Source organism: Psychrobacter sp. ANT206 (assembly GCF_056880555.1).
In genome coordinates, this window is record NZ_CP096271.1 from 2928615 (window position 1) to 2954519 (window position 25905).

20 protein-coding genes are annotated in these 25905 nt (G+C 43.3%); 17 read left to right on the forward strand and 3 right to left on the reverse strand.

Going from position 1 to position 25905, the window contains the following annotated elements:
- The first annotated feature begins 687 nt into the window (after positions 1 to 687).
- The 4 genes from thrS (at position 688) to rnr (ending at position 7215) form a co-directional block, all read left to right on the forward strand.
- The gene (gene thrS, locus M0221_RS12215; RefSeq protein ID WP_483283935.1) at positions 688 to 2622 is read left to right on the forward strand and encodes a threonine--tRNA ligase; all 1935 of its coding nucleotides are present in this window, start codon (positions 688 to 690) and stop codon (positions 2620 to 2622) included.
- Positions 2623 to 2645: 23 nt separating this feature from the next.
- Complete coding sequence (gene infC, locus M0221_RS12220; RefSeq protein WP_011281352.1) at positions 2646 to 3149, forward strand: translation initiation factor IF-3; 504 nt, start codon at positions 2646 to 2648, stop codon at positions 3147 to 3149.
- 361 nt (positions 3150 to 3510) lie between these two features.
- Positions 3511 to 4755: a toxic anion resistance protein gene (locus M0221_RS12225; RefSeq protein ID WP_483283936.1), complete on the forward strand. Its 1245-nt coding sequence runs from the start codon at positions 3511 to 3513 to the stop codon at positions 4753 to 4755.
- A gap of 147 nt (positions 4756 to 4902) precedes the next feature.
- A complete protein-coding gene (gene rnr, locus M0221_RS12230; protein ID WP_483283937.1) occupies positions 4903 to 7215 on the forward strand; it encodes a ribonuclease R in 2313 nt (770 codons plus the stop codon).
- Between the two features lie 84 nt (positions 7216 to 7299).
- Here the strand turns inward: rnr and M0221_RS12235 are convergent, their stop codons facing one another.
- The 3 genes from M0221_RS12235 to hisA form a co-directional block, all read right to left on the reverse strand.
- Complete coding sequence (locus M0221_RS12235; RefSeq protein ID WP_440827079.1) at positions 7300 to 7605, reverse strand: hypothetical protein; 306 nt, start codon at positions 7603 to 7605, stop codon at positions 7300 to 7302.
- Between the two features lie 84 nt (positions 7606 to 7689).
- On the reverse strand, positions 7690 to 9408 hold the full coding sequence (locus tag M0221_RS12240) for a mechanosensitive ion channel domain-containing protein (protein WP_483283938.1): 1719 nt from the start codon (positions 9406 to 9408) through the stop codon (positions 7690 to 7692).
- A 57-nt stretch (positions 9409 to 9465) separates the two neighbouring features.
- Positions 9466 to 10206: a 1-(5-phosphoribosyl)-5-[(5-phosphoribosylamino)methylideneamino]imidazole-4-carboxamide isomerase gene (gene hisA, locus M0221_RS12245; protein WP_483283939.1), complete on the reverse strand. Its 741-nt coding sequence runs from the start codon at positions 10204 to 10206 to the stop codon at positions 9466 to 9468.
- Positions 10207 to 11139: 933 nt separating this feature from the next.
- Here hisA and M0221_RS12250 point away from each other — a divergent pair.
- The 13 genes from M0221_RS12250 to M0221_RS12310 all read left to right on the forward strand — a co-directional run bounded on the left by M0221_RS12250 (position 11140) and on the right by M0221_RS12310 (position 25870).
- A complete protein-coding gene (locus M0221_RS12250) occupies positions 11140 to 12492 on the forward strand; it encodes a Na(+)-translocating NADH-quinone reductase subunit A (protein WP_011514725.1) in 1353 nt (450 codons plus the stop codon).
- 5 nt (positions 12493 to 12497) lie between these two features.
- Positions 12498 to 13733 carry an NADH:ubiquinone reductase (Na(+)-transporting) subunit B gene (locus M0221_RS12255; RefSeq protein ID WP_011514726.1) on the forward strand — a complete coding sequence of 412 codons (1236 nt, stop codon included), beginning with the start codon at positions 12498 to 12500 and terminating at the stop codon, positions 13731 to 13733.
- Positions 13714 to 14646 (forward strand): Na(+)-translocating NADH-quinone reductase subunit C, encoded by a 933-nt coding sequence (locus tag M0221_RS12260; protein ID WP_181209242.1) that lies wholly within the window; start codon positions 13714 to 13716, stop codon positions 14644 to 14646. Before M0221_RS12255 ends, M0221_RS12260 begins: the two co-directional genes overlap by 20 nt.
- 1 nt (position 14647) lies before the next feature.
- Positions 14648 to 15319, forward strand: coding sequence for an NADH:ubiquinone reductase (Na(+)-transporting) subunit D (locus M0221_RS12265; protein ID WP_011514728.1), 672 nt, complete (start codon positions 14648 to 14650; stop codon positions 15317 to 15319).
- The gene (gene nqrE / locus M0221_RS12270; protein WP_011281361.1) at positions 15319 to 15927 is read left to right on the forward strand and encodes an NADH:ubiquinone reductase (Na(+)-transporting) subunit E; all 609 of its coding nucleotides are present in this window, start codon (positions 15319 to 15321) and stop codon (positions 15925 to 15927) included. Before M0221_RS12265 ends, nqrE begins: the two co-directional genes overlap by 1 nt.
- A 123-nt stretch (positions 15928 to 16050) precedes the next feature.
- On the forward strand, positions 16051 to 17286 hold the full coding sequence (nqrF, locus tag M0221_RS12275) for an NADH:ubiquinone reductase (Na(+)-transporting) subunit F (protein WP_011514729.1): 1236 nt from the start codon (positions 16051 to 16053) through the stop codon (positions 17284 to 17286).
- Between the two features lie 112 nt (positions 17287 to 17398).
- Positions 17399 to 18199: an SDR family NAD(P)-dependent oxidoreductase gene (locus M0221_RS12280; protein WP_483283940.1), complete on the forward strand. Its 801-nt coding sequence runs from the start codon at positions 17399 to 17401 to the stop codon at positions 18197 to 18199.
- Between the two features lie 298 nt (positions 18200 to 18497).
- Positions 18498 to 19646 carry an FAD:protein FMN transferase gene (locus tag M0221_RS12285; protein WP_483283941.1) on the forward strand — a complete coding sequence of 383 codons (1149 nt, stop codon included), beginning with the start codon at positions 18498 to 18500 and terminating at the stop codon, positions 19644 to 19646.
- Positions 19647 to 19796: 150 nt separating this feature from the next.
- A complete protein-coding gene (gene nqrM, locus M0221_RS12290; protein ID WP_483283942.1) occupies positions 19797 to 20042 on the forward strand; it encodes a (Na+)-NQR maturation NqrM in 246 nt (81 codons plus the stop codon).
- A 283-nt stretch (positions 20043 to 20325) separates the two neighbouring features.
- Positions 20326 to 21645, forward strand: coding sequence for an MFS transporter (locus M0221_RS12295; protein ID WP_483283943.1), 1320 nt, complete (start codon positions 20326 to 20328; stop codon positions 21643 to 21645).
- Between the two features lie 90 nt (positions 21646 to 21735).
- Positions 21736 to 22536 (forward strand): arylesterase, encoded by an 801-nt coding sequence (locus M0221_RS12300; RefSeq protein WP_483283944.1) that lies wholly within the window; start codon positions 21736 to 21738, stop codon positions 22534 to 22536.
- Positions 22533 to 23222, forward strand: coding sequence for an ABC transporter ATP-binding protein (locus M0221_RS12305; protein WP_483283945.1), 690 nt, complete (start codon positions 22533 to 22535; stop codon positions 23220 to 23222). The genes M0221_RS12300 and M0221_RS12305 overlap by 4 nt, the downstream gene beginning before the upstream one ends.
- The gene (locus M0221_RS12310; protein ID WP_483283946.1) at positions 23222 to 25870 is read left to right on the forward strand and encodes an ABC transporter permease; all 2649 of its coding nucleotides are present in this window, start codon (positions 23222 to 23224) and stop codon (positions 25868 to 25870) included. The genes M0221_RS12305 and M0221_RS12310 overlap by 1 nt, the downstream gene beginning before the upstream one ends.
- Positions 25871 to 25905 lie beyond the last annotated feature (35 nt).

Below are 25905 nucleotides of genomic sequence, written 5' to 3' on the forward strand. Positions count from 1 at the left end.
GAGCTGACCATCATATCATGTTTTAATAGTCTGTCAACTTCTTTTCTTAATTTGTTTCAACTCGGTAATCTAAGTGATAAGTTGGTTAACTTATTGCCTAGCTTCCTTTGCTGTGGGGCGTATTATATAGATTCTAACTGGGGTGTCAACTGCTTTATGAAAGGTTTTTAAACTAATTTAAGTGGGGTTTAAATAGTCGATTGTTTTCAAATACTTAACGCATTAATTATCTTTGCTATCATTAAATAATCTTGTAAATGCACCTTTGGTCATAAATGCCCCTATTTAATTGCATTACCACTGCCTACTATCAATCTATTTTGAGTAGCTGCTTTATCGCTAAAAAGCCTTTTATTTGAGTGTATTGATATTGGTATAGAAAGCACCTATATATGGAAACTTGTTAACGACCATATAGAATAGATGGCTATTCATAACAGTCCCTACTCCCCATTTATCTAGTGTTAATAGACATTTTTTGCTATAATAGCTGACTTTATAATATTACTTAATGGCACTTCGTTTATTAAGACTTAGCTAAGAAGCTGCTGCTTTGAGCCTTGCCTTTAAGTAATACCATCTCTTACAACATATCATAGTAATTAGATATAATTGACGCAGTCTTACGGTTATATGATTGATGGTTGCAATCATCACTGCCAACGGACGCAAAAAGGTGAATAGATTATGGTAGCGATTACTTTACCCGATGGTAGCGTAAAAAACTTCGAAGGTAATACAACGGTCATGGAAGTGGCGCAAAGTATTGGGACAGGGCTTGCTAAAGCGACTGTCGCTGGACGTGTGGATGGTCAGTTGGTAGATGCGCATGACCCTATCGCCCATGATGCGAAAGTTGAAATCGTGACACCAAAAGATGATGACGGTGTCGATATCATTCGCCATTCTTGTGCTCACCTATTAGGTCATGCCGTTAAGCAGTTATATCCTGATGTGAAAATGGTGATTGGTCCCGTTATCGATGATGGTTTTTATTATGACATCTATAGCGAAACGCCGTTTACGCCTGAGCATATGGCAGCCATTGAAAAACGTATGATGGAGCTCATTAAGCAAGATTATGACGTTATCAAAAAAATAACGCCACGTGCTGAAGTCATTAGAATCTTTGAAGAACGTGGTGAAGAATATAAGCTTAAGCTGATTAATGATATGCCAGGCGAAGAAGCCTTTGGTCTATATCATCATCAAGAATATGTCGATATGTGCCGTGGTCCACACGTGCCAAATACTCGCTTCTTAAAAGTCTTTAAACTGACCAAAATGTCAGGTGCTTATTGGCGCGGCGATGCTAAGAACGAACAGCTACAACGTATTTATGGTACAGCATGGGCGGATAAGAAAGATTTAAAAGCCTATATCCAGCGTATTGAAGAAGCCGAAAAACGTGACCATCGTAAAATTGGTAAAGCGTTAAATCTATTCCATATGCAAGAGCAAGCGCCGGGTATGGTGTTTTGGCATGCCAATGGTTGGACGATTTATCAAGTACTTGAGCAATATATGCGTAAAGTGCAGCACGATAATGGTTATGAAGAGATTAAAACGCCGCAAATTGTCGATCGTAGCTTGTGGGAGCGTTCTGGACATTGGGGCAACTATGCGACCAATATGTTTACCACTTCGAGCGAAAATCGTGATTATGCGGTAAAACCGATGAACTGTCCTTGTCACGTGCAAGTCTTTAATCAGGGCTTAAAATCTTACCGTGACTTGCCATTACGTATGGCAGAGTTTGGTTCATGCCATCGCAACGAGCCATCAGGTTCGCTCCATGGTTTGATGCGGGTTCGTGGTTTTACTCAAGATGATGCTCATATCTTCTGTACACAGTCGCAGATTCAACAAGAAGTCGCTGATTTTATTAAGCTGACCCTTGCTGTTTATGAAGATTTTGGTTTTGATAAGATCATTATGAAACTATCGACTCGTCCTGAAAAACGTGTCGGTAGCGATGAGTCTTGGGATTTTGCAGAAAAAGCATTAGCCGATGCATTGGATAGTTCCGGTCTTGATTGGGCTTATCTACCAGGTGAAGGCGCGTTTTATGGTCCCAAGATTGAATTTAGTCTAAAAGATTCATTAGGTCGCGTATGGCAGTGCGGTACTATTCAGGTTGACCCGAATATGCCTGAGCGTCTTGATGCCGAATTCGTCAATGAGCAAAACGAGCGCGAAGTACCGATTATGTTGCACCGTGCCATCTTAGGTTCATTTGAGCGCTTTATCGGTATCTTGATTGAGAACTATGCCGGTTGGATGCCAGTATGGCTAGCGCCGCAACAAGTAGTAGTCATGAATATCACAGATAAACAGGCAGATGCATGTGAAAATGTGGTCAATGAGTTGAAAAAAGCAGGCTTACGCGCCATTAGTGACTTGCGTAACGAAAAGATTGGATTTAAGATACGAGAGAAAACATTAGAACGTATTCCCTATATGCTAGTATTAGGGGATAAAGAAGTCGAATCAGGCAGCGTCAACGTTAGGACTCGCGAAGGCGAAAATCTAGGCGTGATGAGTGTCGCTGAATTTATCACATTAGTAGAAGCAGCTGTTGCCAAAAAGGGCCGACAGATCCCAAAAATAGATCAGGAGTAATACCTATTAAACAGTCAAACCGTTTGAACATTAATGAAGATATCAGTGCCAAAGAAGTCCGTCTGGTCAAAGAAGACGGTGAACAAATGGGCGTGGTCGATATCGACACCGCGATGAAAGCGGCACGTGAAGACAGTCTAGATTTAGTAGAGCTGGTTCCCGAAGCCAAACCGCCAGTATGTAAAATCATGGATTATAAACATTTCCTCTATGATCAGAAGCAAAAGGCGAAAGAAGCTAAAAAGAACCAAAAGCAGACTCAGCTAAAAGAGATGAAGCTACGTCCTAGCACTGAAGAAGCCGATTATCAGGTTAAATTGAGAAAAATCGTTAGCTTCTTAGAAGATCAGGATAAAGTTAAAATTAGCATCCGTTTCCGCGGACGTGAAATGGCGCACCAAGAAATTGGTCGCAAGCAACTTGATCGTATCATTGAAGATACGGCTGATATCTCAAACGTCGAACAGTATCCTAAGATGGAAGGTCGTCAAATGGGTATGCTGTTAGGACCTACTAAGAAGAAATAGACTTTTTAATCGTCTATTCTTAGTAGTGGCTGTGTTTATATAGATATTCATGATTTCCTACCACCAATATGCTACGGCATATTGGTGGTTTTTAGTATGTAGGGCTTAATAAGCATATTTATAGTTAATTATGACACTTGTACCTCTTTGACTATTATTCACCTTAAATATATGAAGCCGACAGTGCTTTACAAAACCCATCTTCTCAACCTTTTCATTACACGGTAATCTAAAGACCTACTCTATCTTTATGAAGAATAATTTCAATAAAAACAATTAAACTGATAAAAATAATCCATGCCTCGACTACAAATGTCGCTGATAAAAAATATAACCTCTTTTAGATATCATAGGAAGCCTTATGCAAGAATTAACCCCACCTGCTAACACCTCTACACCAACGATTACTCTAACCGCGCCAGAACCTGTTAAAGAGATACAAAAAAGTGAAGCAGATCAGATGGTCAAGTTAGATGACAGCGATATTCCAGAGCTTGATGCCAAAGTCGATGCTTTTGTCGATCATGTCATCAATAACTCTGTACACAGCTCTGAATTTCAACAAAACGTCCAATCTATTCATAATTTGGGTAATAAAGAAATCCGTGAATCGGCGCAAGTGTCTAACCGTATGTTAGAGCTACCCGCTAAGAGCCTGAATGACAGCTTATTTGATAACTCCCCTATTGCAAAATCATTGACGGAGCTGCGCGGTATCGTCGAAGATTTGGACCCCAGCAAAAAAGAGCTGACCAGCTCACGTAAGCTATTTGGCTTGATTCCATTTGGTAATAAAGTACAAGATTATTTCCGTCAGTATGAGTCAGCGCAATCTCATATTAATGCGGTAGTAACGAGCCTATATAATGGTAAAGATGAGCTACTCAAAGACAATGCTATGATTGAGCAAGAAAAAATTAATATGTGGGAGCTGATGCAATCGATTCGCCAATATATCTATGTGGGTAAAAAAATCGATGAGCAGCTCGAGCAAAAAGTCTATGCGATAGAAGCGACTGACCCTGAGAAAGCACGTATTATTAAAGAAGAGATGCTATTTTATGTTCGCCAAAAAAATACCGACTTTTTGACACAATTGGCGGTAAATGTTCAAGGTTATTTAGCATTGGATACTATCCGTAAAAACAATTTAGAGCTGATTAAAGGGGTAGATCGCGCCACTACTACCACTATCTCAGCCCTACGTACGGCAGTGGTTGTCGCACAAGCCATGACTAACCAAAAACTGGTACTTGACCAAATTACTGCTTTGAATAAAACGACCAGTAGCTTGATTGAATCGACTTCGGCAATGCTGAAACGTCAATCACTTGAGATTCATGAGCAAGCGACCAGTAGCACTATTGAGCTTGATAAATTGCAAAATGCCTTCAATAATGTCTATGACACCATGGATATGATTAGCAATTATAAAATTGAAGCGCTTGAGAATATGAAGCAAACGGTCAATACCTTGACCACTGAGGTTGATAAAGCCCAAAAATACCTCGATAAATCTAATCAGACCACGGTATTAGAAGTGTCAAAAGAATTGAACATGGAAAAAATAACCAATCAATCAAATACGGTCGATATTGATATTTGATTTAGATAAGCATTCACTTTTAATAAAATTTGACCACTAACGACTACTCGCTATCAAATACAGATAAGACAATTGACCTAAGATATTGGGACGTTGTTCGTGTTAAGATAGTCATTATTAATAATTTAAAAATAGATACGGTAATTTATGAGTTGGAATGATCCAAACGCCTCAAGTGAGGCACAAAAATATGATAACCCGATTCCTAGTCGCGAGCTTATATTAAGCACGATTAATGAACACGGTGAAATCACCCATCAGCAATTGGCAAAAGCCTTTAATATTGCTGATCCCGATCAGTTTGACGCTTTAGGCAACCGCCTAAAAGCGATGACACGCGATGGACAAGTCAATCGTGACGGTCGCCCTTATCGCTATCGTACGGTCACTCAGCACGACATCGTCACCGGTACAGTAACAGCCCATCCAAAGGGCTTTGGCTTTGTATTATTAAGTGATATGCCTGACCTATTCTTGCATGAAAAACAAATGCGTTGGGTCTTTAATGGCGATACAGTAGAAGCCGTTGGCACGTCAACAGACAACCGCGGTCGTACTGAAGGTCGTATCGTTGATGTCGTTGAGCGTCGTCAAAATCATTTTATCGGTACGCTGGCTCATGATGAAGACGGTTACTGCGTTGAGCTTGGTAGCCCAAATAACCATCAGCCGATTACCGTTACAGAAGACAATGTACAGGCTTTCAATGCTAAGCAAGGCTCGCCGGTAAAAGTTGATATTATTGATTGGCCAAATCAGCATGAATTTGCCACGGGCAAAATCGTTGAAGTCATGGATGATGACAATGATCGCGAAGTAATCATTGAGACTACGTTATATAATTATGATATTCCACATGAGTTCGGTGCCGCGACTCTCGAGCAAGCAGCTTCGTATAAAGAGCCGACTGAAAAAGATTTCAAAAATCGTACTGACTTACGTCAATTGCCATTAGTGACGATCGATGGTGAAGATTCCCGTGACTTTGATGATGCTGTGTATGCAGAAAAGCGTACAGGTGGTAATTATCGCGTCGTGGTAGCGATTAGTGATGTCAGTCATTATGTGACACCGCAGTCGCCACTTGATCACGAAGCCTACGAGCGTGGTACGTCAGTATATTTCCCGCATCATGTGGTGCCTATGTTGCCTGAAGTACTGTCTAATGGTCTCTGTTCGCTGAAGCCTGGCGTCGATCGCCTCTGTATGGTTGCTGATATTAAGGTATCACGTACAGGTAAAATCACCAGTTATGAGTTTTATCCTAGTGTCATGCACTCGCAAGCGCGCTTGACTTACAATCAAGTGAACGATTATTTTGTAGATCCAACTGACGAGAGCGTTCCAGACGAATTGACAAGAAATAAAGACGTCAAAAAATCTATAGATACCATGTTCCAACTGTATGAGGTACTCGATAAAAAGCGTGAACAACGTAACGCGATGGAGTTTGAGACCCCAGAAACTTATATTAAGTTCGATGAAGAAGGTGATATCGATGATATCGTAAAGCGTACGCGCGGTGATTCACATAAGCTTATCGAAGAGATGATGTTGCTTGCCAATACCTGTGCAGCAAACTTTTCACTAAAACACGAGCTGCCTGTGTTATATCGTAATCATGATAAGCCTGATGATGAAAAGTCGAGAATTTTACATGAATATGTCAAAAACTTTGGTCTACCCTTCCCACAGGAAAGTCCTACTCACGAGGATTATAAACGTATCATTGAAGCAACTAAAGAGCGACCGGATGCGGTTAGCATTCATAGCATGCTGCTTCGTTCGATGATGCAAGCGAACTATTCACCTGACAATATCGGTCACTTTGGTTTGGCTTACGATGAGTATAGTCATTTTACCTCGCCGATTCGTCGTTATCCTGACTTAATGTTGCATCGTGCGATCAAGGCGAAAGTGACAAATGCCAAACAGCCTGTGATGGATTTTTCATTAGAAGGTGCTGGCATGCAAACCTCAGATACTGAGCGCCGTGCTGAAAAGGCTTCACGCTACGTAGAATCATGGCTCAAATGTCATTATATGAAAGATCATGTCGGCGAAGAGTTCGATGGTGTCGTAACTACCGTCACAAACTTTGGTTTATTTATTACTCTGACGGATTTGTATATCGATGGTTTGGTGCATATCTCAAACGTTGGTGACGATTTCTTTGTTTATGATGAGCAGCAGCAACAGCTTATCGGTAAAGATAGAGGCACAGTGTTTGGGCTGGGCGATTTGGTTAAAGTTAAAGTAGCTGGCGTTAATATGGATCTGCTACAAATTGACTTTGGTTTACAAGCAAAGCTGCAATCTAGTAAAATGAATCAAACTAAGAAAGATCATTCAAACTCTAGTCAGCCAAACCGCAGCTCCACAAGCAAAGATCAGCCAAAGAAATCACCTGCGAAGAGAAGCGGCAGTCGTGGTGGTAGAGGCAGTAGTAAAAAGAGCTAAACCAGCTTGAATCTATAAGTATTAAAAAAGGCTAACGTTATCGTTAGCCTTTTTTGTGTCTTCAGTTTTCTAATAATAGATCTATCACTGCTCCGCAGGACTCATTTGCTCTAAGCGCGCAGCATCTGCTTGCTGTGCCTGATCGATCTTGGTAGTAGCATCATCTAGAATGGCTTTTGGCTGCTGACCTAAGGGCTTGCTTGCGATATCTGATGTATGGCTGTCATTAGCATTTCTCGTATCAGAACCATTATTTTCAGATACAGCTGCCTCACTACTCGCTGCTATAACTTCTCGGTTTTGTTCACGTTGACTGCCATTCATGATATTAAAACCCAATAACACAACCATACCAACGACCGCGAATATAATCAGATGTTTCATTTGCATAAAAATGTCTCGTCTAGTTCGATAAAATGTAGATAAACATTTCGCTGCATTTTCTATGCCGATTTTTATAGTTGGTATTCAACGTTATTCTTGCGGGCTATTATTACTCAATAAATCCGTCTCATCTGAGTTTTCTGCAATTTCCTGCTCAACCTTTTCCATTAGCTTTTCGTCAGGGCGCGCATCAAGCACTTGATCGGCATTCCGACCTTGCAAGATATGCTTCGCCCGCGCCTTTGCTTGTTGCTTATCTTTATCTTCAATCGTAGTTTCAGCCGCTTGAGCATCATTAGCTATTTTAGAATCGTTAGGGGGTTTAACGATGATGGGCGTTACTGTTATGTCCTCTTGAGACTTATCACCATTTCGACTGCTTTGGAAATACTCAAAAGCTTGCTCTAGATTATGGTTAAAGCGTAACTGATAAATGGGCTCAGGTAAGCTAAAGCCTTCATCTTCTAAAGCATGCTTGGTCTCGCGAATAGCTATACTGCGGGCTTTGGAAAAATCAGCTTCTGATTGATTGACCCATACTTGGAACTGCAAAATAATGTTTGAGTCGCCTACTTCTTTGATAATCGCGGTGACTTTTGGCTTATCTAAGGCAAAACCCAATTGAGCAATCGCATCGATACCCACTTTGATGGCAGCAAGCGGATCGTCATTGGCATCAACGCCTAATTCAAAGGTAAAGCGGCGCTCAGGATTTTTGGTGTAATTTAAAATCGTGGCTTTAAAGACTTCGGCATTGGGAATACGTAATTGATTGCCATCTAACGTCATTAAAATAGTCGCGCGCGACGTCAGGCGCACCACTATTCCCTCTTGAGCATTAATCAAAATATGATCGCGGGCGCGAAATGGTTGGCGAATACTGAGCATTAAAGAGGCAATATAATTTTCAATAGTATCCTTAACCGCGAAACCAACGGCAATACCGATGACCCCAGCGCCGCCAAGTAGCGTTCCCAAAATCGTCTCCGCGCCGATTAGGCTTAACGCTAATATAAGCCCCAGAATAATAAAAATGACTTTGACAGTCTGCGACAATAATTCTGCAACAAAAGGATTGGGCGTTAAGCGCTGCCACATTTTTTGCCGATTGGACAACCAACTACCAAACCAAGTTACTAAAGCAAATAAAATAATCCCGACCAATAATAACGGCACAGCTTTGATAAGGTTTTTGGCTTGAGCTTTGATGCTTTGATAAACCGTCGTGACATTATCCTGAACATCAAGCGTTCGGTTAATCTTATCTTCAACTGTGACAACATCTGTCAAACGATTGGTAAGATTAATGGCTTGTTGGGCTTTTTTCTCGTTGGGTGTTTCACCGGTTAGAGTAACAACGCCTTGAGTGACACCAACATTAATTGCTTGCAAGCCTTCAATTTCTGAGAATATCCCACTGATACGTTGGCGGATGTCATTATCATGTTGCACAGTTTGAGCAGTTTCAATTTGAGTGTTATTACTGCTCTCGCCATCGATAGGAGGTGCAGGTTCAATTGAAATAGGGGTTAGCGGAGGTGGTACAGCTGGCGCTTGAGCCGGCAAAGTGCCACTTTCAAGAGTATTACTAGGAAGAGGTGTGCTATTAATGTCATTAGCCGCATTAGGTAATGCGTTGCTATCAAGCGCAGGCTTGGCAGCATTACTGTCTAATACAGTAGGATTAACAGTTTCGCTTTCTTGAGCGGCATAAGCTGGTAAACTTAATAGGATGCTTAATGGCAACAGCCATTGACTCCACATTTTTTGGCACTTGCGTGATGTAATGCAGTCAAAATAAGTGGCCATAAGCATCCTTGATTACGCCTTATCTATTCAAAATCTGATAAGCGTATTTTTCAAATATTATTTACCGTCCAAATAAAGTTGTGCCTCGCCCAAATCTAACGTGCCCTCATAGATAGCACGACCAGTAATGATACCTTCAATGCAATCACCATAAGGTTTTAATAACTCAATATCTTTCATATCGGTGACGCCGCCTGATGCAACCACTGGTAAGCCACCTTCACGTGCTAAATTAACGGTTTGCTCGACATTAACGCCTTGCATCATGCCATCACGGGCGATATCGGTATAGACGATAGAAGACACGCCAACATCAGCAAAACGTTTGGCAAGTTCAGTGGCTTTGGTGTCAGTCACGTTTGCCCAACCATGGGTTGCGACCAACCCATCTTTGGCATCGATACCAACGATAATGTGTCCAGCAAACTCACGGCACGCCTCAGCAACAAAATCTGGATCTTCAACCGCTTTAGTACCGATAATAATATAGGTCAGACCAGCAGTAATATACTGCTCAATAGTTTGCATATTGCGCACACCGCCGCCCAATTGAATTGGCAGTTTAGGAAAAGCTTTTGCAATGTCATGCACCACTTGCTTATGCACTGGAATCCCATCAAATGCGCCATTTAGATCGACCAAATGCAGACGGCGCGCGCCTTCTTTTACCCAACGTGCCGCCATCGCCACAGGGTCATCAGAAAATACCGTATCATCTTCCATACGACCTTGTTTTAAGCGCACACACTTACCATCTTTGAGATCGATAGCAGGGATAATCACAGGGACAGCGCACATATAGGATTCCTTATAAAACGATATTAATAATCAAAACTTGGAGGTAGGTTAGCTTACAAGAGCTATTTAAACACAAACTTAATATAAAATGTCTAGAACTGCCAATTTAAGCAGGTCACAATAAAGTCAATTCACTACGAAAGATGTATAAGCATGATAGTGATTTAAAAATGATGTAAGTACTCTAGTCATAAAATCAACTAAAGTTTTCTCTCTATTGCAGCAGAAAACAGACAGTCATAACCATAAGTTTTAGCACAAAGGATTACTAGCAACATTGGGTAAATTCGATTACCAACTGGCAATTTTAGGTCAGTTTAGCGTATAATCCTAGGTAAATTTGTATTTGTGCGATAAAGCCAGATCGTCTGCTACCTATAGATGGTTTCGATCATTGCAAGATAGATGATAATGCGGTATTGATACGCTATTAAACGTTTCACTTAGCAACGGCTGTTACTCAGTCCTAATATTTATCCTATAATCATAGGTTATTCAATAGCGCTTAGATAGCTTCTACTCAGTATCATAAGTCATTTATCTCTCATTTGTATTTAAGCAAATGGGTGGTGCTGCTTAAATCTCACAAATAGTATGGATTTTAAGATTTTAATAAATCGTATGGTAAAACCGTATTTTGTCTAACACCATTTCTTTAAGAGATGAGAATTAGATTGCAGTGTTTTAGTATACACCTTGGTAGCCAGTCGCCACTTTGGTCATTCGAATAAGACATTAACGTGTTGTTAAGGAGTCTAAGGTCAGCGTTAATACTCTTACTAGTAGTCATGAAGTGTCATTATTAAAAACCTTATCGCTGTCTTTTTATAAGATATGATTTGGTTATTTTAGTGATGGCGTTACCATTCATGCTGCCGATATACCACACAGGACGTCTGGTATCGTTTTAGACTATGGACTAAGTTTTCGCTTATGATTACCATCAAGAAAGGTTTGGATTTACCCATCACTGGTGAACCCTCCCGCGAGATATCTGAGCACAGACCCGCCCATGTGGCACTTATTGGCTATGATTACGTTGGTATGAAGCCGACGATGAATGTCAAAGAAGGCGATATCGTAGCAAAAGGTCAACCCGTTTTTGAAGACAAAAAACGGGCTGGCGTTATCTACACTGCGCCTGCTGCTGGTAAAGTCATCGCCATTAAACGCGGTGAACGTCGTGTGTTTGAAAGTCTTGTAATTGCGGTCGACCCAAATGGTGCGGAAGTAGAATTTCAGCGCTACGACTCCCAGCAACTTGCTGACCTAGATTCTGAAGTCGTTGAAACCCAACTGCTTGCCTCTGGTGAATGGACGGCGTTCCGTACGCGCCCCTTTAGCCGTGCTCCTGAAATCGGTGCGCGTCCTCATGCTATCTTCGTCACAGCCATGGATACCAATCCATTGGCATTTGACCCGATGTTGCTGATCAATGAGCAACTGCAGGCGTTCAACGACGGTCTTGCTGTATTATCCACTTTGAGCCCAAAGACCTTTGTCTGCCACCATGGCAATAGTCAGTTGACACCAGTTGCAAAAACTGCAGCTAATAATGTCACTGAGTATCATAGCTTTGCGGGCAAACATCCTGCTGGTCTTGCAGGCACGCACATTCATTTCTTGCACCCTATCATGCGTGGTACAAGCGTTTGGACAATTGGTTATCAAGATGTGATTGCGATTGGCAAGCTATTTACTAGCGGGCGTTTATATACGCGTCGCCTGTTGAGCTTAGCTGGTCCTGCTGTTAGCAATCCTCATATTATCGCCACCGAACGCGGTGCGGATATTGCTGCCTTGACCAAAGGTAATTTGACAGCTGGCGAGAACCGTGTGATTTCAGGTTCAGTGCTGTCTGGGCGTCAAGTATTTGGCAATATTGCCTATCTTGGTCGCTTTGATAATCAAGTCAGTGTGCTAGCAGAAGGTCGTGAGCGTCCAGCGTTCCACTTCTTTACGCCAGGGGCAAACCGCTTCTCTAAACTGCCTATCTATATTTCGCAGTTTTTTGGTGGCAAAAAGTATAACTTCACCACCACGAGCAATGGCTCACCTAGAGCGATGGTGCCAATCGGTGTCTATGAAGAAGTCATGCCACAAGACTATCTGCCAACCCAGCTATTGCGTGCTTTGATTGTCGAAGACATTATCACGGCTGTAGATTTGGGTGTACTTGAATTGGACGAAGAAGATTTAGCATTATGCACCTTCGTATCTCCTGGCAAATATGAATTCGGCGATATTTTGCGTGATAACTTAACGCGCATTGAGCTGGAGGGCTAACCACGATGAAATTTTTACACAATATGTTCGATCGTATGGAGCCGTCTTTCACCAAGGGTGGCAAACACACAAAATATTACGCTATCTTTGAGATGTTTGATACGTTTTTGCGTCAACCAAGCTCGACGACATACGCCTCATCACATGTACGCGACGGTATTGACCTTAAGCGTATTATGATTACCGTCTGGTTATGTACCTTCCCAGCAATGTTTTGGGGTATGTACAATATCGGTCATCAAGCATTGACTGCGATTGCAACCCTCGGCTTACAGCCTGAAGGCTGGCGCACCATTATTACCAGTATGGCAGGCTACAATCCAGACAGTATCTGGGCAAGCTTCGTCTACGGTGCTATGCAGTTCTTACCGATTTATCTTGTGACCTTTGGGGTTGGTATTCTCTGTGAGATTATCTTTGCCGTCGTCCGTGGTCATGAAGTCAACGAAGGCTTCTTTGTTACCTCTGTACTGTTTGCACTATGTCTGCCACCCGATATCCCATTATGGCAAGTTGCCTTAGGTATTATCTTTGGTGTGGTCGTGGCAAAAGAAGTATTCGGTGGTACAGGTAAAAACTTCCTTAACCCTGCCCTATCGGGTCGTGCGTTCTTATACTTTGCTTATCCGGCTTATATGTCAGGCGACTCAGTATGGACCGCGGTTGATGGTTTTTCAGGTGCAACGCCACTTGGTCTTGCTGCCCTTGGGGTTGTCCCACAAGATTTTGTCGATGTTTATGGCAATGCCATCACGTGGAGTGATGCATTCTTAGGCAACATGCAAGGCAGTATCGGTGAAGTATCGACGCTAGCTATCTTAATGGGTGCTGCTGTCCTACTTTGGACGCGCATTGCCTCATGGCGCATCATGGCAGGTTGTGTGGTGGGTCTGATTGCCACATCTCTTGTGTTTAATATGATTGGCTCTGAAGACAATATGATGATGAGCTTGCCTTTTTACTGGCACTTAGTGATCGGTGGTTTTGCTTTTGGTGCCGTGTTTATGGCAACTGATCCAGTATCTGCTGCGCATACCAATAAAGGGCGCTGGGCTTACGGTATCTTGATTGGTTTTATGACCGTATTGATTCGTGTCATTAATCCAGCTTTCCCAGAAGGCATCATGCTAGCCATTTTATTTGCTAACTTATTTGCGCCACTGTTTGACTATTTTGTCACTCAAGCAAATATCAAACGCCAAACTGCTCGGAGGGTTCGCTATGTCCAAGCCCAAAAGTAATAACGCAAAAACCATAAGTGTGGCGTTGACGCTATGCTTGGTGTGTTCGGTATTGGTCTCAGCTGCGGCTGTGGGTCTAAAGCCTGCGCAAGTAGAAAACGCGCGCTTAGACCGTAATAAAAACATCTTGGTTGCCGCTGGTATGTTTGACCCTGCGTCTGATACCAATGAAGATGTGGCGGAGCGTTTTAAAGATTTTGAGGTAAAAATCGTTGACCTAAATAAAGGCAACTACCTTGATGATGACGCGCTGACCGCTGCTGGCATCCCTGACCGTAATGCTTATGACGCCAGCCAAGCAACTAAGAATAAAGCACTGAGTGAAGATTTGGGTGGTAATGATCCTGCCGGTATCGGTCGTAAGCCTAAATATGCCAAAGTTTATGTCAAAAATGACGACGCTGGACAACCTGAAATAGTGGTACTACCGATCCAAGGCTACGGTCTTTGGGGTACTATCTATGGTTTCTTAACCCTTGAAAGCGACATGAATACCATCAAAGGTATCAGTTTCTATGACCATAAAGAAACTCCAGGTCTAGGCGCTCGTATCGAAGAGCCAGAATGGCGTGCGATGTGGAGTGGTATTCACTCTTATGATGACAAAGGTGCCGTTGCTACTGGCGTGACCAAAGCTGGTAATCCTAAAGAGAACTGGGTTGACGGTATTAGTGGTGCAACTTTGACCAGTCGCGGCGTCAGTAACATGATCCAGTTTTGGTTGGGTGAGCAAGGCTATAAGCCGTACTTAGATCAGCTGCGTAAAGAGAGTGGTAAAACACTGGTAGACGCTGAAGTAAAAGCAAGTCAAAGCCCGTATAAAAAACTGGGTCAAAACTTACATCAACAGCAGGCGCATTCTGTAACCGAACTGGTAGCAGTGATACCAGCAGCACACGGCAAGGAGGCATAACATGGCTGATACAAAAAGTATTTTAACCTCGCCCATTTTTGATAATAACCCTATTGCTCTACAGATATTAGGTATCTGTTCGGCATTGGCGGTAACGACCAGTGTAGCAAATGCACTGGTGATGAGCGTGGCATTGACCTTGGTCACCGCATTTTCAAGCTTTTTTATCTCTATCATCCGTAAGCAAATCCCATCGAGTATTCGTATTATCGTGCAGATGACGATTATTGCTTCATTGGTTATCTTGGTCGATCAGATACTAAAAGCGGTCGCTTATGATGTGAGTAAAGGCTTGTCGGTATTTGTTGGTTTGATTATCACCAACTGTATCGTCATGGGACGTGCTGAAGCGTTTGCGATGAGCAATCCGCCTATTCCAAGTTTCTTGGATGGTATCGGTAACGGTTTGGGTTATTCAGCCGTATTATTATTTGTCGCCAGTATTCGTGAAATCTTGGGTGCAGGCAGCTGGTTTGGTATCACCATTTTACAAACTGCGACCGATGGTGGCTGGTATGTACCAAATGGTCTATTGCTACTACCACCGTCAGCATTCTTCATTATCGCCCTGTTTATCGTGATTATCCGTACATGGAAACCTGATCAGGTCGAAGACGCTGAATTTGTAATGAAGCCGCAATCTAAAGGCATGGCTCAAGGGGGCGGTCACTAATGGGACATTATGTCAGTTTATTTATAACCTCGGTCTTTATCGAGAATATGGCGCTGGCCTACTTCTTAGGCATGTGTACCTTTTTAGCCGTATCAAAAAAGGTTTCAACCGCTATCGGTCTTGGGGTAGCAGTCGTTGTCGTGATGGCCATTACCGTACCGCTAAATAACCTACTGTTCCAGTTCATCCTAAAAGATGGTGCGCTGGCATGGGCAGGTTTCCCTGATATCGACTTAAGCTTCTTAGGCTTACTCAGTTATATCGGTTTGATTGCTGCCACCGTACAGATTCTAGAGATGTTCTTGGATAAGTTCGTCCCAAGTCTGTATAACGCACTCGGTGTGTTTTTGCCACTTATTACCGTTAACTGTGCCATCTTAGGTGGCGTACTGTTCATGGTAGAACGTGACTATAACTTTGGTGAATCAGTGGTGTACGGTGTCGGCGCAGGCTTTGGTTGGGCACTGGCGATTACCGCATTGGCAGGTATTCGTGAAAAATTGAAATACTCAGACATTCCAGCACCGCTGCGCGGTCTTGGTATTACCTTTATCACGGTTGGTCTGATGTCACTTGGCTTTATGTCGTTTGGCGGTATGTCAATTTAAGCCGCTGAGCTTAAAAGCTTGTTTAGCGATTTGACCTATTTAATTCATTTATTCGGTAGGGGTTCAGAGAAAACGCAATGACGTCTTTTCGCTTCCCTACTCCATAGATTAAGGATACCTACCATGGATTACGCTACGGCGATTGGTGGCGTTGCTATGTTTACCTTGATCATCATGGGTCTCGTTGCCATTATTTTGGCAGCGCGCTCACGACTGGTCAGTTCAGGCGATGTTACTATCCATATTAATGATAATCCCGAGAATGACGTTGTAACACCTGCAGGCGGCAAACTGCTACAAACATTGGCAAGCGAAGGTATTTTCTTATCTTCAGCTTGTGGTGGCGGTGGTACTTGTGCGCAGTGTCGTTGCCGCGTGATTGAAGGAGGCGGATCTATTCTGCCTACTGAAGAAGGTTACTTTACCCAAGGTGAGATTCGCAATCATATGCGTCTTGCCTGTCAGGTAGCTGTTAAGCAAGACATGAAAATTGAGATCGATCCTGAATTCTTTGATGTGCAAAAGTGGGAATGTGAAGTTATCTCTAATGATAACGTTGCGACCTTTATTAAAGAATTGGTACTGAAGATTCCAGATGGCGAAGAAGTGAACTTCCGTGCTGGTGGTTATGTACAGTTAGAAGCGCCACCGCATGAAGTGCATTATAAAGACTTTGATATTGCTGAAGAGTATCAAGACGATTGGAATAACTTTGGCATCTTTAAATACGTCTCAAAAGTTGATGAGCCTGTTATCCGAGCTTACTCGATGGCTAACTATCCAGATGAGAAAGGTTTAATCAAATTTAACATTCGTATTGCCAGTCCACCGCCACGCGGTCCTGATGGTATTCCACCGGGCAAAATGTCTTCTTGGACCTTTAGCTTAAAACCTGGCGATAAAGTCACAGTATCTGGTCCTTATGGTGAGTTCTTCGCCAAAAAGACCGAAGCTGAGATGATATTTGTCGGTGGTGGTGCTGGTATGGCACCGATGCGCTCGCACATTTTCGATCAGCTCAAACGCCTCAACTCTGATCGTAAGATTAGTTTCTGGTATGGCGCGCGTTCTATTCGTGAGATGTTCTACGTTGAAGATTATGATCAGCTAGAAGAAGAGTTTGCTAACTTTGAGTGGCATGTGGCATTGTCTGATCCATTACCAGAAGATAATTGGGATGGCTATACAGGCTTTATCCATAATGTCTTGTTAGAGGAATATCTCAAAGACCATCCAAATCCAGAAGATTGTGAATACTACATGTGTGGGCCACCGATGATGAATGCGGCGGTCATCGATATGCTGCACAGCATGGGTGTTGAAGATGAAAATATCATGCTTGATGACTTTGGTGGTTAATTAGGGTGGTTAAGCTTAATCGTTAAGCAACCACAATTAACAGAATAATATATGCTAAATTAAGAGTCTCAATTGAGGCTCTTAATTTATGGGTGAAACGGAAAGGATTCCTATGAAAACCAACTATAAAGATTTGACCATTTGGGTAACAGGCGCGTCAAGCGGTATCGGCGACGCATTAACCATTGCCTTTGCCAAACGCGGCGCTCGTATTATTCTAAGTGGACGTGATGAAGAGAAACTAGCACTGGTAAAAAGCCGCTGTAAAAATAGTAAAAACCATATCGTTATTCCTTTTGATATAACCGATGTTGAGCAAGCAAAACAAGCATACGCTACCGCTAAAACTCAAGCAGGAAAAATCGATTGGCTGATTAATAATGCGGGTATCAGTCAACGCGCGCTTATCATGGATACCACTGAAGACGTCGAGCGACAAATTATGGAGATAGATTACTTTGCCCAGACGCGTCTGAGCAGATTGGTATTGCCAGATATGCTCGCACAAGGTGGCGGCAAAATAGTGATGATATCAAGTGTTGCAGGGTTACTCGGTACACAATATCGCGGTGCTTATGGTGCGGCAAAAGCGGCTATTCATATGTGGGCGAACAGTCTGCGTGCTGAATTGCACGAGCAAGGGATAGAAGTAGCAACGATATTCCCAGGATTTATTCAAACCAATATCTCTATTAATGCCTTGACTGGCGACGGTAGTGCACAAGGGACGATGGATGCGGCAACCAATAAAGGACTAACTGCGACTAGCTTTGCCAAGCAAGTCGTCAAAGCCCTTACCAAAGGGGAAGAGTATATTATCGTTGCTGGTCGCAAAGAAAAGCTCGCCACCAAGGTTAATCGCCTATCACCGCCAAAACTTTATAAGCTCATTCGTGAGTCGCAAGTCAAATAAATCTAGCATGTTAAATAACTATAGTTAGTGACATGTGATATCGCTACATCACGTACGGCTGGTATTAATTTTTCTTGCTTGCTATGCCTACATAGACCGCAAAAAATTCATACCAGCCCTACCGTAGCTTTTTTAGGTATTTTAGCTATATATATTACATAGCAATCAATATCTGAAAATGTTTTAAGCTGACAATTGGCGTTATGGGTGACAAGGGGTGTAAAATAGGCAACGCTTAGCTTATTTAATAGCTAACGCCTCATTTATCCCTTCGCTATATCAAGTTGTGATGACTCATATGAAAAACCCAAGCATGCAAAAATCAATACCACTCTCATTTTCTGTCAAATCGATGAATACTGCCCTACTACCTATCATCGTTATAAGCGCCGCACTAGGGATGAGCGCTTGCCAGCAAAAGACCGATTATAATAATCTGAGCGGTGAGACCATGGGCACCAGCTATCATATTAGCTATCAGCTGCCTAAGGGTGCTGATGAAGCGGCTATACAAGCAGCCATCGATAAGCGCCTGCAAGATATCAATGACAGTATGTCCACTTATCAAGCGGATTCTACCATCTCTAAATTTAATCAATTAGGCAAAGATGAGCCTATTACCATCGATGAAGATTTTAATCATGTGCTGGTAGCTTCAAGACAAGTTTATGAGCTATCGCGTGGTGCCTTTGATCCTACAGTGATGCCATTGATAGACACTTGGGGCTTTGGTAGCACGATGACCGTTGAGCGTTTGCAAAGTCCACCGACGGCGCTTGAGATTGCGCAAGCCAAAGCCTTGGTCGACTTTGAAAGTATCATTCAAAAAGATAAGACTATCTATAAAGCCAAAGATGGCATTGGGCTTGATTTTTCAGCAGTGGCTAAAGGCTATGGTGTCGATGTCATCGCTGATGTGCTAAAAAACAATTATCAAATTCGCAATTATATGGTTGAGATTGGTGGTGAGGTGGCAACCTCTGGTGTCAGTGCGCAACAACAACCTTGGCAAATTGCGATAGATGCACCAATTGAAGGTAGTACCGTCAGCGAGCGCCAAACTATGGCAGTGATTCGCCAACCGATAAATAATGGCAACACGATGCATCTAGCGACCTCTGGCAACTATCGGAACTCAGTCGTCTTTGATGGTAAGCACTACAGTCATACCATTGACCCGACCACAGGTGAGCCGATTGTAGGTGGTGCGCCATCGGTAACCGTCGCGGCAGACACCGTCGCGCTGGCTGATGCTTGGGCAACCGCCTTAACTGCTATGCCTTACAGAAAAGCTTTGAGCGTCGCCAAGGAGCAAAACATAGCGGCATTGTTTGTCGTGTTGGCAGATGGTGTGAGCATAGAAGCAGCTGCGGACAGCATTGATGATTGGCAAGTGGTGCAAACACCTGCTATGCAAGCATTACGTGCTGATAAAAAGTCCAGCTAAATCTAAAAACACTAATAGAAGCTAATTCGGTATTTTTCTTAAATTGTCTTACTCAGCTGAGAAGCTCAAACGGACAAGATGAATTTTTGCTATACTATTAAGAGGTTATCACACAGATAACCGTCCTACTTTTAACGCGAGGTCTCCTCTATGCTTAGCCAACTGCTTCCCATGCTTGCTATCACCTTTACCGTATTCATGCTGTTTTTTATCTTTATGGGTATCGGTTATATGGTCAATAAAAAGCCGCTTAGAGGGTCTTGTGGCGGTGTTGCCAAATTGATGGGCAATGAGAAATGCTCGTACTGCGGTGATGACCCTAATAAATGCGATTCTCTAATCGCTGAACAACAAGAGAACGCTTTAAAAGCGGCTCAATTGGGCAAATCAATATAAATAGTCGGTTTGTTACCATACGCTGGTAGTATTTAGCCGTCATTTGTTCTTATAATAGCGCCAGACCTTATAAAAAAAGGGCTGGCGCTATTTTTTATGGCGCAGCGTTATTGTTCTACATCACTACTTATAGATATTCATATTGCCTTACCCGTTAAGGTAGCAAGTTCATATGAATTGCTTTCTGCCAATATTTCGACATTCTATTTTTTCGTCTCACTCATCTTCTTTGTGAGATTTTTTCGGTGTTATTTTGCAAGCGACGACTCTTCGGCGCTGTTTAATGACGTGTCCTTTTTCTTATTCTAATAATAGTCGTGCTGCCATGTCTACCTCTCCTAATGTGCAAAATGATTTGCCTTTACAGTCTCAGATGGATAATCCTTCACCGTTTCAGCTGCCCTCTTCGCGCTTTACGTTTTGGCTGGTGCTATGTGCCATGATTCTATTGGCGACCAATATGCGCTCGCCGATTGTGGCACTAGGTTCTATAGCACCGGTGGTTCAAGGAGCGCTCAATATCTCCGAAACCCAAATTGGCTGGCTTGGCGCGGTGCCGATGCTGACTTTTGCACTTGGGGCTTTCATTTCGCCAGCGATTGGTAAGCGTTTTGGGCTTGAAAACACTTTAATTGCAATGATTAGCCTCCTAACAATAGGTATGATTATTCGCAGCCTTATTCCGACTTGGATGGGGTTTTTGGGCGGCACATTACTGTTGACGTTAGCGATTGGTTTTGCCAATACCCTTGCGGCGCCTGTTATCAAGCAACGTACGCCCAATCATATTCCTTTAGTTACTGGATTATTCAGTCTCACTATGACCGTGTCGGCAGGGATTGTCGCGGGCGTGGTCTTGCCATTATCTGAGCAAGTAGGCTGGCAATGGGCGCTTGGTGGTTGGTCGATTTTGGGCGTCTTTGCCTTAATAATATGGGTGCTGCTACGACTGCGTTTGGGTTCTTCAAACCATCAGCCCGTAGTACCGCTTGCTGAAGGCGTTCAAGCCCCATCGCCCATCTCTATGTGGCGCACACCCTTTGCTTGGCAAATTGCGATATTTATGGGCTTACAATCGCTGCTTTTTTATACAGCTGCCAGTTTTTTACCGTCGATTTGGCTCAGTAAAGGCTTGTCAGCAGTAAGCGCGGGACAGATGAACTCGGTATTCCAGTTTATGGCACCTGTGGCGATTTTAAGCTTAACATGGTTGGTCAATCGTGGACGACCTATTCAGGCACTGGCGGTACTTGCATCGGTTTTAAATGTGATTGGTATCTTAGGTGTCAGCTATTTATCTGCTGATTTGGCATGGTTGTGGTCGGCGCTGATGGGCATTGGTTGTTCAGCGATTTTTACCTTAAGTATGATGCTGTTTTCGATGCGTACTTATACCGCCAATCAATCAAGTGAGCTGTCGGGTATGGCGCAAGCTGTCGGTTATTTGATTGCGTTTTTTGGTCCATTGGGGACTGGTTGGTTACATGAAGCAACGGACAGCTGGGATTTACCCTTATTGATTATGCTGATATTGATGGTGGTAAACGTAGGATTTGCGTGGCTGGTCAGCCGTCCGGTGATGGTCGATGGGAAGAAGGTTTAGTTTTTATCATTAATCGATTAACTTTTGCACCATATTGCTGTTTATCTGATTCTGCTAGACTGGCTCTATTGCCTATAGGACAGCAGAATTATGATAAACAAACCTTTCCGCTTGCTCACGATTGTAGCATTGACGGTAGCAATCGCAATCAGTGGTTGCCAAAAAACGCCTGATGCTAATGAAGCTCAGACGGATACTGGCACTCAAGATAGTACTCAAAACAGCAGTCAACCCTCCGATACCCAATTGTCTCAAACCACATCTACAACGAACCCTGCTGAACAACAAGCGCCTTTGACCATATTGGCATTAGGTGATTCGTTAACAGAAGGGCTTGGGGTGGATAATAATGCCAATTACCCCGCCCAGCTACAAACACGCTTGCAGGAACTGGGTTATAAAGACATTAAAGTCATTAATTCAGGATTGAGTGGCGAAACCAGTACAGGCTTGGTCAATCGATTAGATTGGGTATTACAGAACAAACCTGATGTTACTATTTTGACCATTGGTGCCAATGATGCTATTCGTGGTATTGATGTCGCGACGGTTGAAGCCAATATTCGTACTGCTGTGAAACGGTTACAAGACAATGATAGCGTGGTCATCCTAGGTGGTATGCAGATCTATGATAACCTTGGCTCTGATTATGTAAAATCTTTTGCAGCGATATATCCAAGAGTAGCGAAAGACCTGAACGTGACGCTTATTCCGTTCTTTTTAGACGGTGTGGGCGGCGACCCTAAGCTCAATCAAGCCGATGCCATTCATCCGACCAAAGAAGGTTATGCGCTGATCGTTAATAACAATATCTTGCCGATATTACAGCCTGAGCTTAAAAAAATAAATCCGTCGAATGTGACCAATACGCCTACTGAGACAGCACAATGACATTAGCATTACCTACTTCGCAAGCAGCGCTGCTCACTGCCACTAAGCTAAATAAAACCGTACACGTTGGTGACCAGTCTTTATCTATTATTAAAGACGTCAACATTCATGTTAATGCTGGTGAGTTTGTGGTGATCATGGGTAAATCTGGCTCTGGCAAATCCACCTTGTTGGGTTTGTTAGCGGCATTAGATTATCCTGATAGCGGCGACGTTGAGTTGGCAGGTCAGACCTTAAGCCGATTAAATGAAGATGCCTTGGCGGTTATTCGTCAGCGTGATATGGGTTTTGTCTTTCAGTCTTTTCATCTGCTACCAACGTTAACCGTTGCTGAAAATATTGCTTTTCCATTGGACATCGCCCGTCGTCCAGATGCGGCGCGTGTCGAGGAGTTGATTGAGGCGGTTGATTTGGGTCATAGGCGTCATAGCTTGCCAAACCAATTATCCGGTGGCGAGCAGCAGCGTACAGCAGTTGCACGTGCATTGGTATCACGCCCAAAGATTGTATTTGCTGATGAGCCTACCGGCAACTTAGATGAACAAAATGCCAATCAAGTGATGCAATTATTATTGGATTTGCGTCAGAAAACTGGCTCAGCGTTGGTGGTGGTCACCCATGATTCAGCACTAGCTGAAATGGCAGATCGCGTTATCACCATGCATGATGGGCGGATTATATCTTGATGGATAATAAAAATGTAGAAGACACCTCATCGACTGATAATACCGATAGCATGGCTAGAGAGTCAGACGCTAGTGGCGGTATCGTACGCCAGCTATTGACTAGTACTTTAGGTTTACAAGGATTGGGCGCGCAAGCACTCAGCCGCAGCTGGTGGCAGCGCTGGATATATCCAGTATTATTTTTACTGACTTTGACGCTGTCACTTGCGACCTACCTCACACTGGACTCTATCCAGCAGTCAGTTGACACCTATATCAATGACAATCAGCGTGCTTTGGTCGGTGGCGATTTAATCTTAAACAGTAAGCAAGATTGGCCAAGCGAAGTATTAACGCAGATTGATACCATTGCCGATACACAAACGGTCTTTGACTATCAGTTTAGCGCGATGGTCGTCACTGATGAGCAGACTTTGCTTGCCAGCATAAAAGCGGTTTCCCAATCCTACCCATTATATGGTGACGTCGAGCTGGCATCAGGACAGCCTTTATGGCAGCAGCTTACAGCCAATAATGTAGTTGTCGCCCCCGAAGTGCTCAAAAGCTTAAGCGCTGATATTGGTGACCAAATCACTATTGGTGATGCGCAATTTATCATTAGTGATGTGCTGACAAAAGAGCCTGATCGTCCGCTGAGCGCCTTTGGCTTTGGTGGGCGTATTTTGATGCCACAGCAGGCGCTAGAGGCAACCAATCTATTGGGACAGCGTAGCCGTATTAATTACCGTATTGAGCTGGCAGGTAATGCAGAGTTGATGGCAACCCAGCGCGATAAACTGACGCAAATACTGACCAATTATCCTGATATCGAGCTCTCTGATGCAGAATCTGCGGACACCTCGGTATCGCGTATCTCTGATAATGTATTGATGTTTTTAAAGCTTTTGGTCATTGCTGTATTGTTATTGTCCGCAGTGGCTATGTATGGCGTCATCACAGCATTTGTGACCAAGCAGCAGTCGAGCAATGCGATACGTTTGGCACTGGGTGAGCCCCTTAAGTCGCTAAAACGCAGCTACTATCAGCTCCTTATTATCACTGCCATCATCGCTTGTATCGCAGCAATTTTAGTCAGCTTTGGCTTACTCAAAGTTGGTCAGCCTTATCTTGTGGCTATCTTACCAGCGGATGTCAGCTTGGCTATTAATCCTATCAGTGCCATTAAAACCACCGTCATAGCCTTGGTGCTTACGCTACTCATCGCCCAACGTGGCTTGAGCACATTGAATACCACCAAACCTGCTACCTTGCTTAATCAAGGTGCAAGCTCAGCTGTGCAACACCTGCCTTGGTATAAACGCTTGCCGTTACTTTGGTACGGGTTAATGCTAGCTGGTTTATATGTATTTTTTGTTTATGAAGTAGGTGGATGGTTATTTGGCGCCCAGTTATTAATCGGTTTAATTGGCTTTGTGAGTATGTTTTGGCTATTGGCACGCGGCTGGCTGTGGTTACTAGCACGTATCGCAAGTAACGCAAAAATCGGCTGGATGCAGCGTATTGCGATTCATAACCTTGCGCGTAAGGGCAACCAATCAGCATTATTTTTTGTCACCTTAGCATTATCGGTGGCAGTACTGACCCTCATCACAACGCTCAATCACAGTATCAATGCCCAGTTTATTAACGCTTATCCTGAAGATGCACCCAATTTGTTTTTGTTAGATATTCAGAGCGATCAGCATACTGATATTGATAGCATTATTGGCGCACCAGTGAGCTATTACCCTGTCATTCGCGCTCGAGTAGTGACTGCTAATAATATACCGGTACAGGATATCGAGCCTGCTGATGGCTTTGATGATCCTGCACGTGTCTTTAATCTAAGCTATGCAGATACAGTAATGGACACTGAATTCATTACGGATGCTGTAGCAGACAATCAGCTGTATGCGCCCATTAGCACGGAGAATAAAGACCCAGCGTCAACCGTTGCGCCCTTATCTATTTTGGATACTGCTGCTAGCTTACTCAATGTCGGTATGGGTGATGAGGTACGTTTTAATATTCAAGGGATTGAAATCGTCGGGCAGATCACCAGTATCCGCTCGCGTTTCGAGCAAGGTCCCAGTCCTTATTTTTACTTTTTATTTGAGCCAGCTATCCTCTCTGCTGCCCCGCAGATTCAATTTGCCACTGCCCATGTAAACGCTGATGATATCCCAGACCTGCAAGGAAAAATGGTACGACAATTCCCTGCGGTGACGACGATAGACGGGACCGCAATCGCTCAGCAAATCCAAGAGCTTGTGGTGCAAATGAGCCGTTTGGTCTACGTCTTTACGCTACTCGCCTTACTGACTGGGGTTATGGTCTTGATTAGCTCGTTATTATCCACCTCACAAGACCGATTGCAAGAAAGCGCCTCATTTAGGCTGCTAGGGATGCAAAAACGCGACTTGTATATGCTAAACATACTAGAGCTTGGGGTATTGGGAATTAGTGCGGCGACATTCGCGATCATTATCGCCAGCGTTGGCGCATGGGCTGCCCTCACCCAATGGTTTAATCTACAATTTAGTGTGCCGTGGACAAGCCTGAGTATCGGTAGTATGGCATTAATCGCATTGCTGTTTGCCATTGCCATTATTTATGTGAGATTGGTGATTGGACGCGGGATTATGGCGCGGGTTCGGGCGATGATTTAATATCATCTTATTGTACGATTCCAACTCGTTTAGAA

Excerpts from the sequence above, each read along its gene's own strand:
- thrS (WP_483283935.1), top strand. The coding sequence starts at position 688 with ATGGTAGCGATTACTTTACCCGATGGTAGCGTAAAAAACTTCGAAGGT.
- M0221_RS12225 (WP_483283936.1), top strand. The coding sequence starts at position 3,511 with ATGCAAGAATTAACCCCACCTGCTAACACCTCTACACCAACGATTACT.
- rnr (WP_483283937.1), top strand. The coding sequence starts at position 4,903 with ATGAGTTGGAATGATCCAAACGCCTCAAGTGAGGCACAAAAATATGAT.
- M0221_RS12235 (WP_440827079.1), bottom strand. The coding sequence starts at position 7,605 with ATGCAAATGAAACATCTGATTATATTCGCGGTCGTTGGTATGGTTGTG.
- M0221_RS12240 (WP_483283938.1), bottom strand. The coding sequence starts at position 9,408 with ATGGCCACTTATTTTGACTGCATTACATCACGCAAGTGCCAAAAAATG.
- hisA (WP_483283939.1), bottom strand. The coding sequence starts at position 10,206 with ATGTGCGCTGTCCCTGTGATTATCCCTGCTATCGATCTCAAAGATGGT.
- M0221_RS12250 (WP_011514725.1), top strand. The coding sequence starts at position 11,140 with ATGATTACCATCAAGAAAGGTTTGGATTTACCCATCACTGGTGAACCC.
- M0221_RS12255 (WP_011514726.1), top strand. The coding sequence starts at position 12,498 with ATGAAATTTTTACACAATATGTTCGATCGTATGGAGCCGTCTTTCACC.
- M0221_RS12260 (WP_181209242.1), top strand. The coding sequence starts at position 13,714 with ATGTCCAAGCCCAAAAGTAATAACGCAAAAACCATAAGTGTGGCGTTG.
- M0221_RS12265 (WP_011514728.1), top strand. The coding sequence starts at position 14,648 with ATGGCTGATACAAAAAGTATTTTAACCTCGCCCATTTTTGATAATAAC.
- nqrE (WP_011281361.1), top strand. The coding sequence starts at position 15,319 with ATGGGACATTATGTCAGTTTATTTATAACCTCGGTCTTTATCGAGAAT.
- nqrF (WP_011514729.1), top strand. The coding sequence starts at position 16,051 with ATGGATTACGCTACGGCGATTGGTGGCGTTGCTATGTTTACCTTGATC.
- M0221_RS12280 (WP_483283940.1), top strand. The coding sequence starts at position 17,399 with ATGAAAACCAACTATAAAGATTTGACCATTTGGGTAACAGGCGCGTCA.
- M0221_RS12285 (WP_483283941.1), top strand. The coding sequence starts at position 18,498 with ATGAAAAACCCAAGCATGCAAAAATCAATACCACTCTCATTTTCTGTC.
- nqrM (WP_483283942.1), top strand. The coding sequence starts at position 19,797 with ATGCTTAGCCAACTGCTTCCCATGCTTGCTATCACCTTTACCGTATTC.
- M0221_RS12295 (WP_483283943.1), top strand. The coding sequence starts at position 20,326 with ATGACGTGTCCTTTTTCTTATTCTAATAATAGTCGTGCTGCCATGTCT.
- M0221_RS12300 (WP_483283944.1), top strand. The coding sequence starts at position 21,736 with ATGATAAACAAACCTTTCCGCTTGCTCACGATTGTAGCATTGACGGTA.
- M0221_RS12305 (WP_483283945.1), top strand. The coding sequence starts at position 22,533 with ATGACATTAGCATTACCTACTTCGCAAGCAGCGCTGCTCACTGCCACT.
- M0221_RS12310 (WP_483283946.1), top strand. The coding sequence starts at position 23,222 with ATGGATAATAAAAATGTAGAAGACACCTCATCGACTGATAATACCGAT.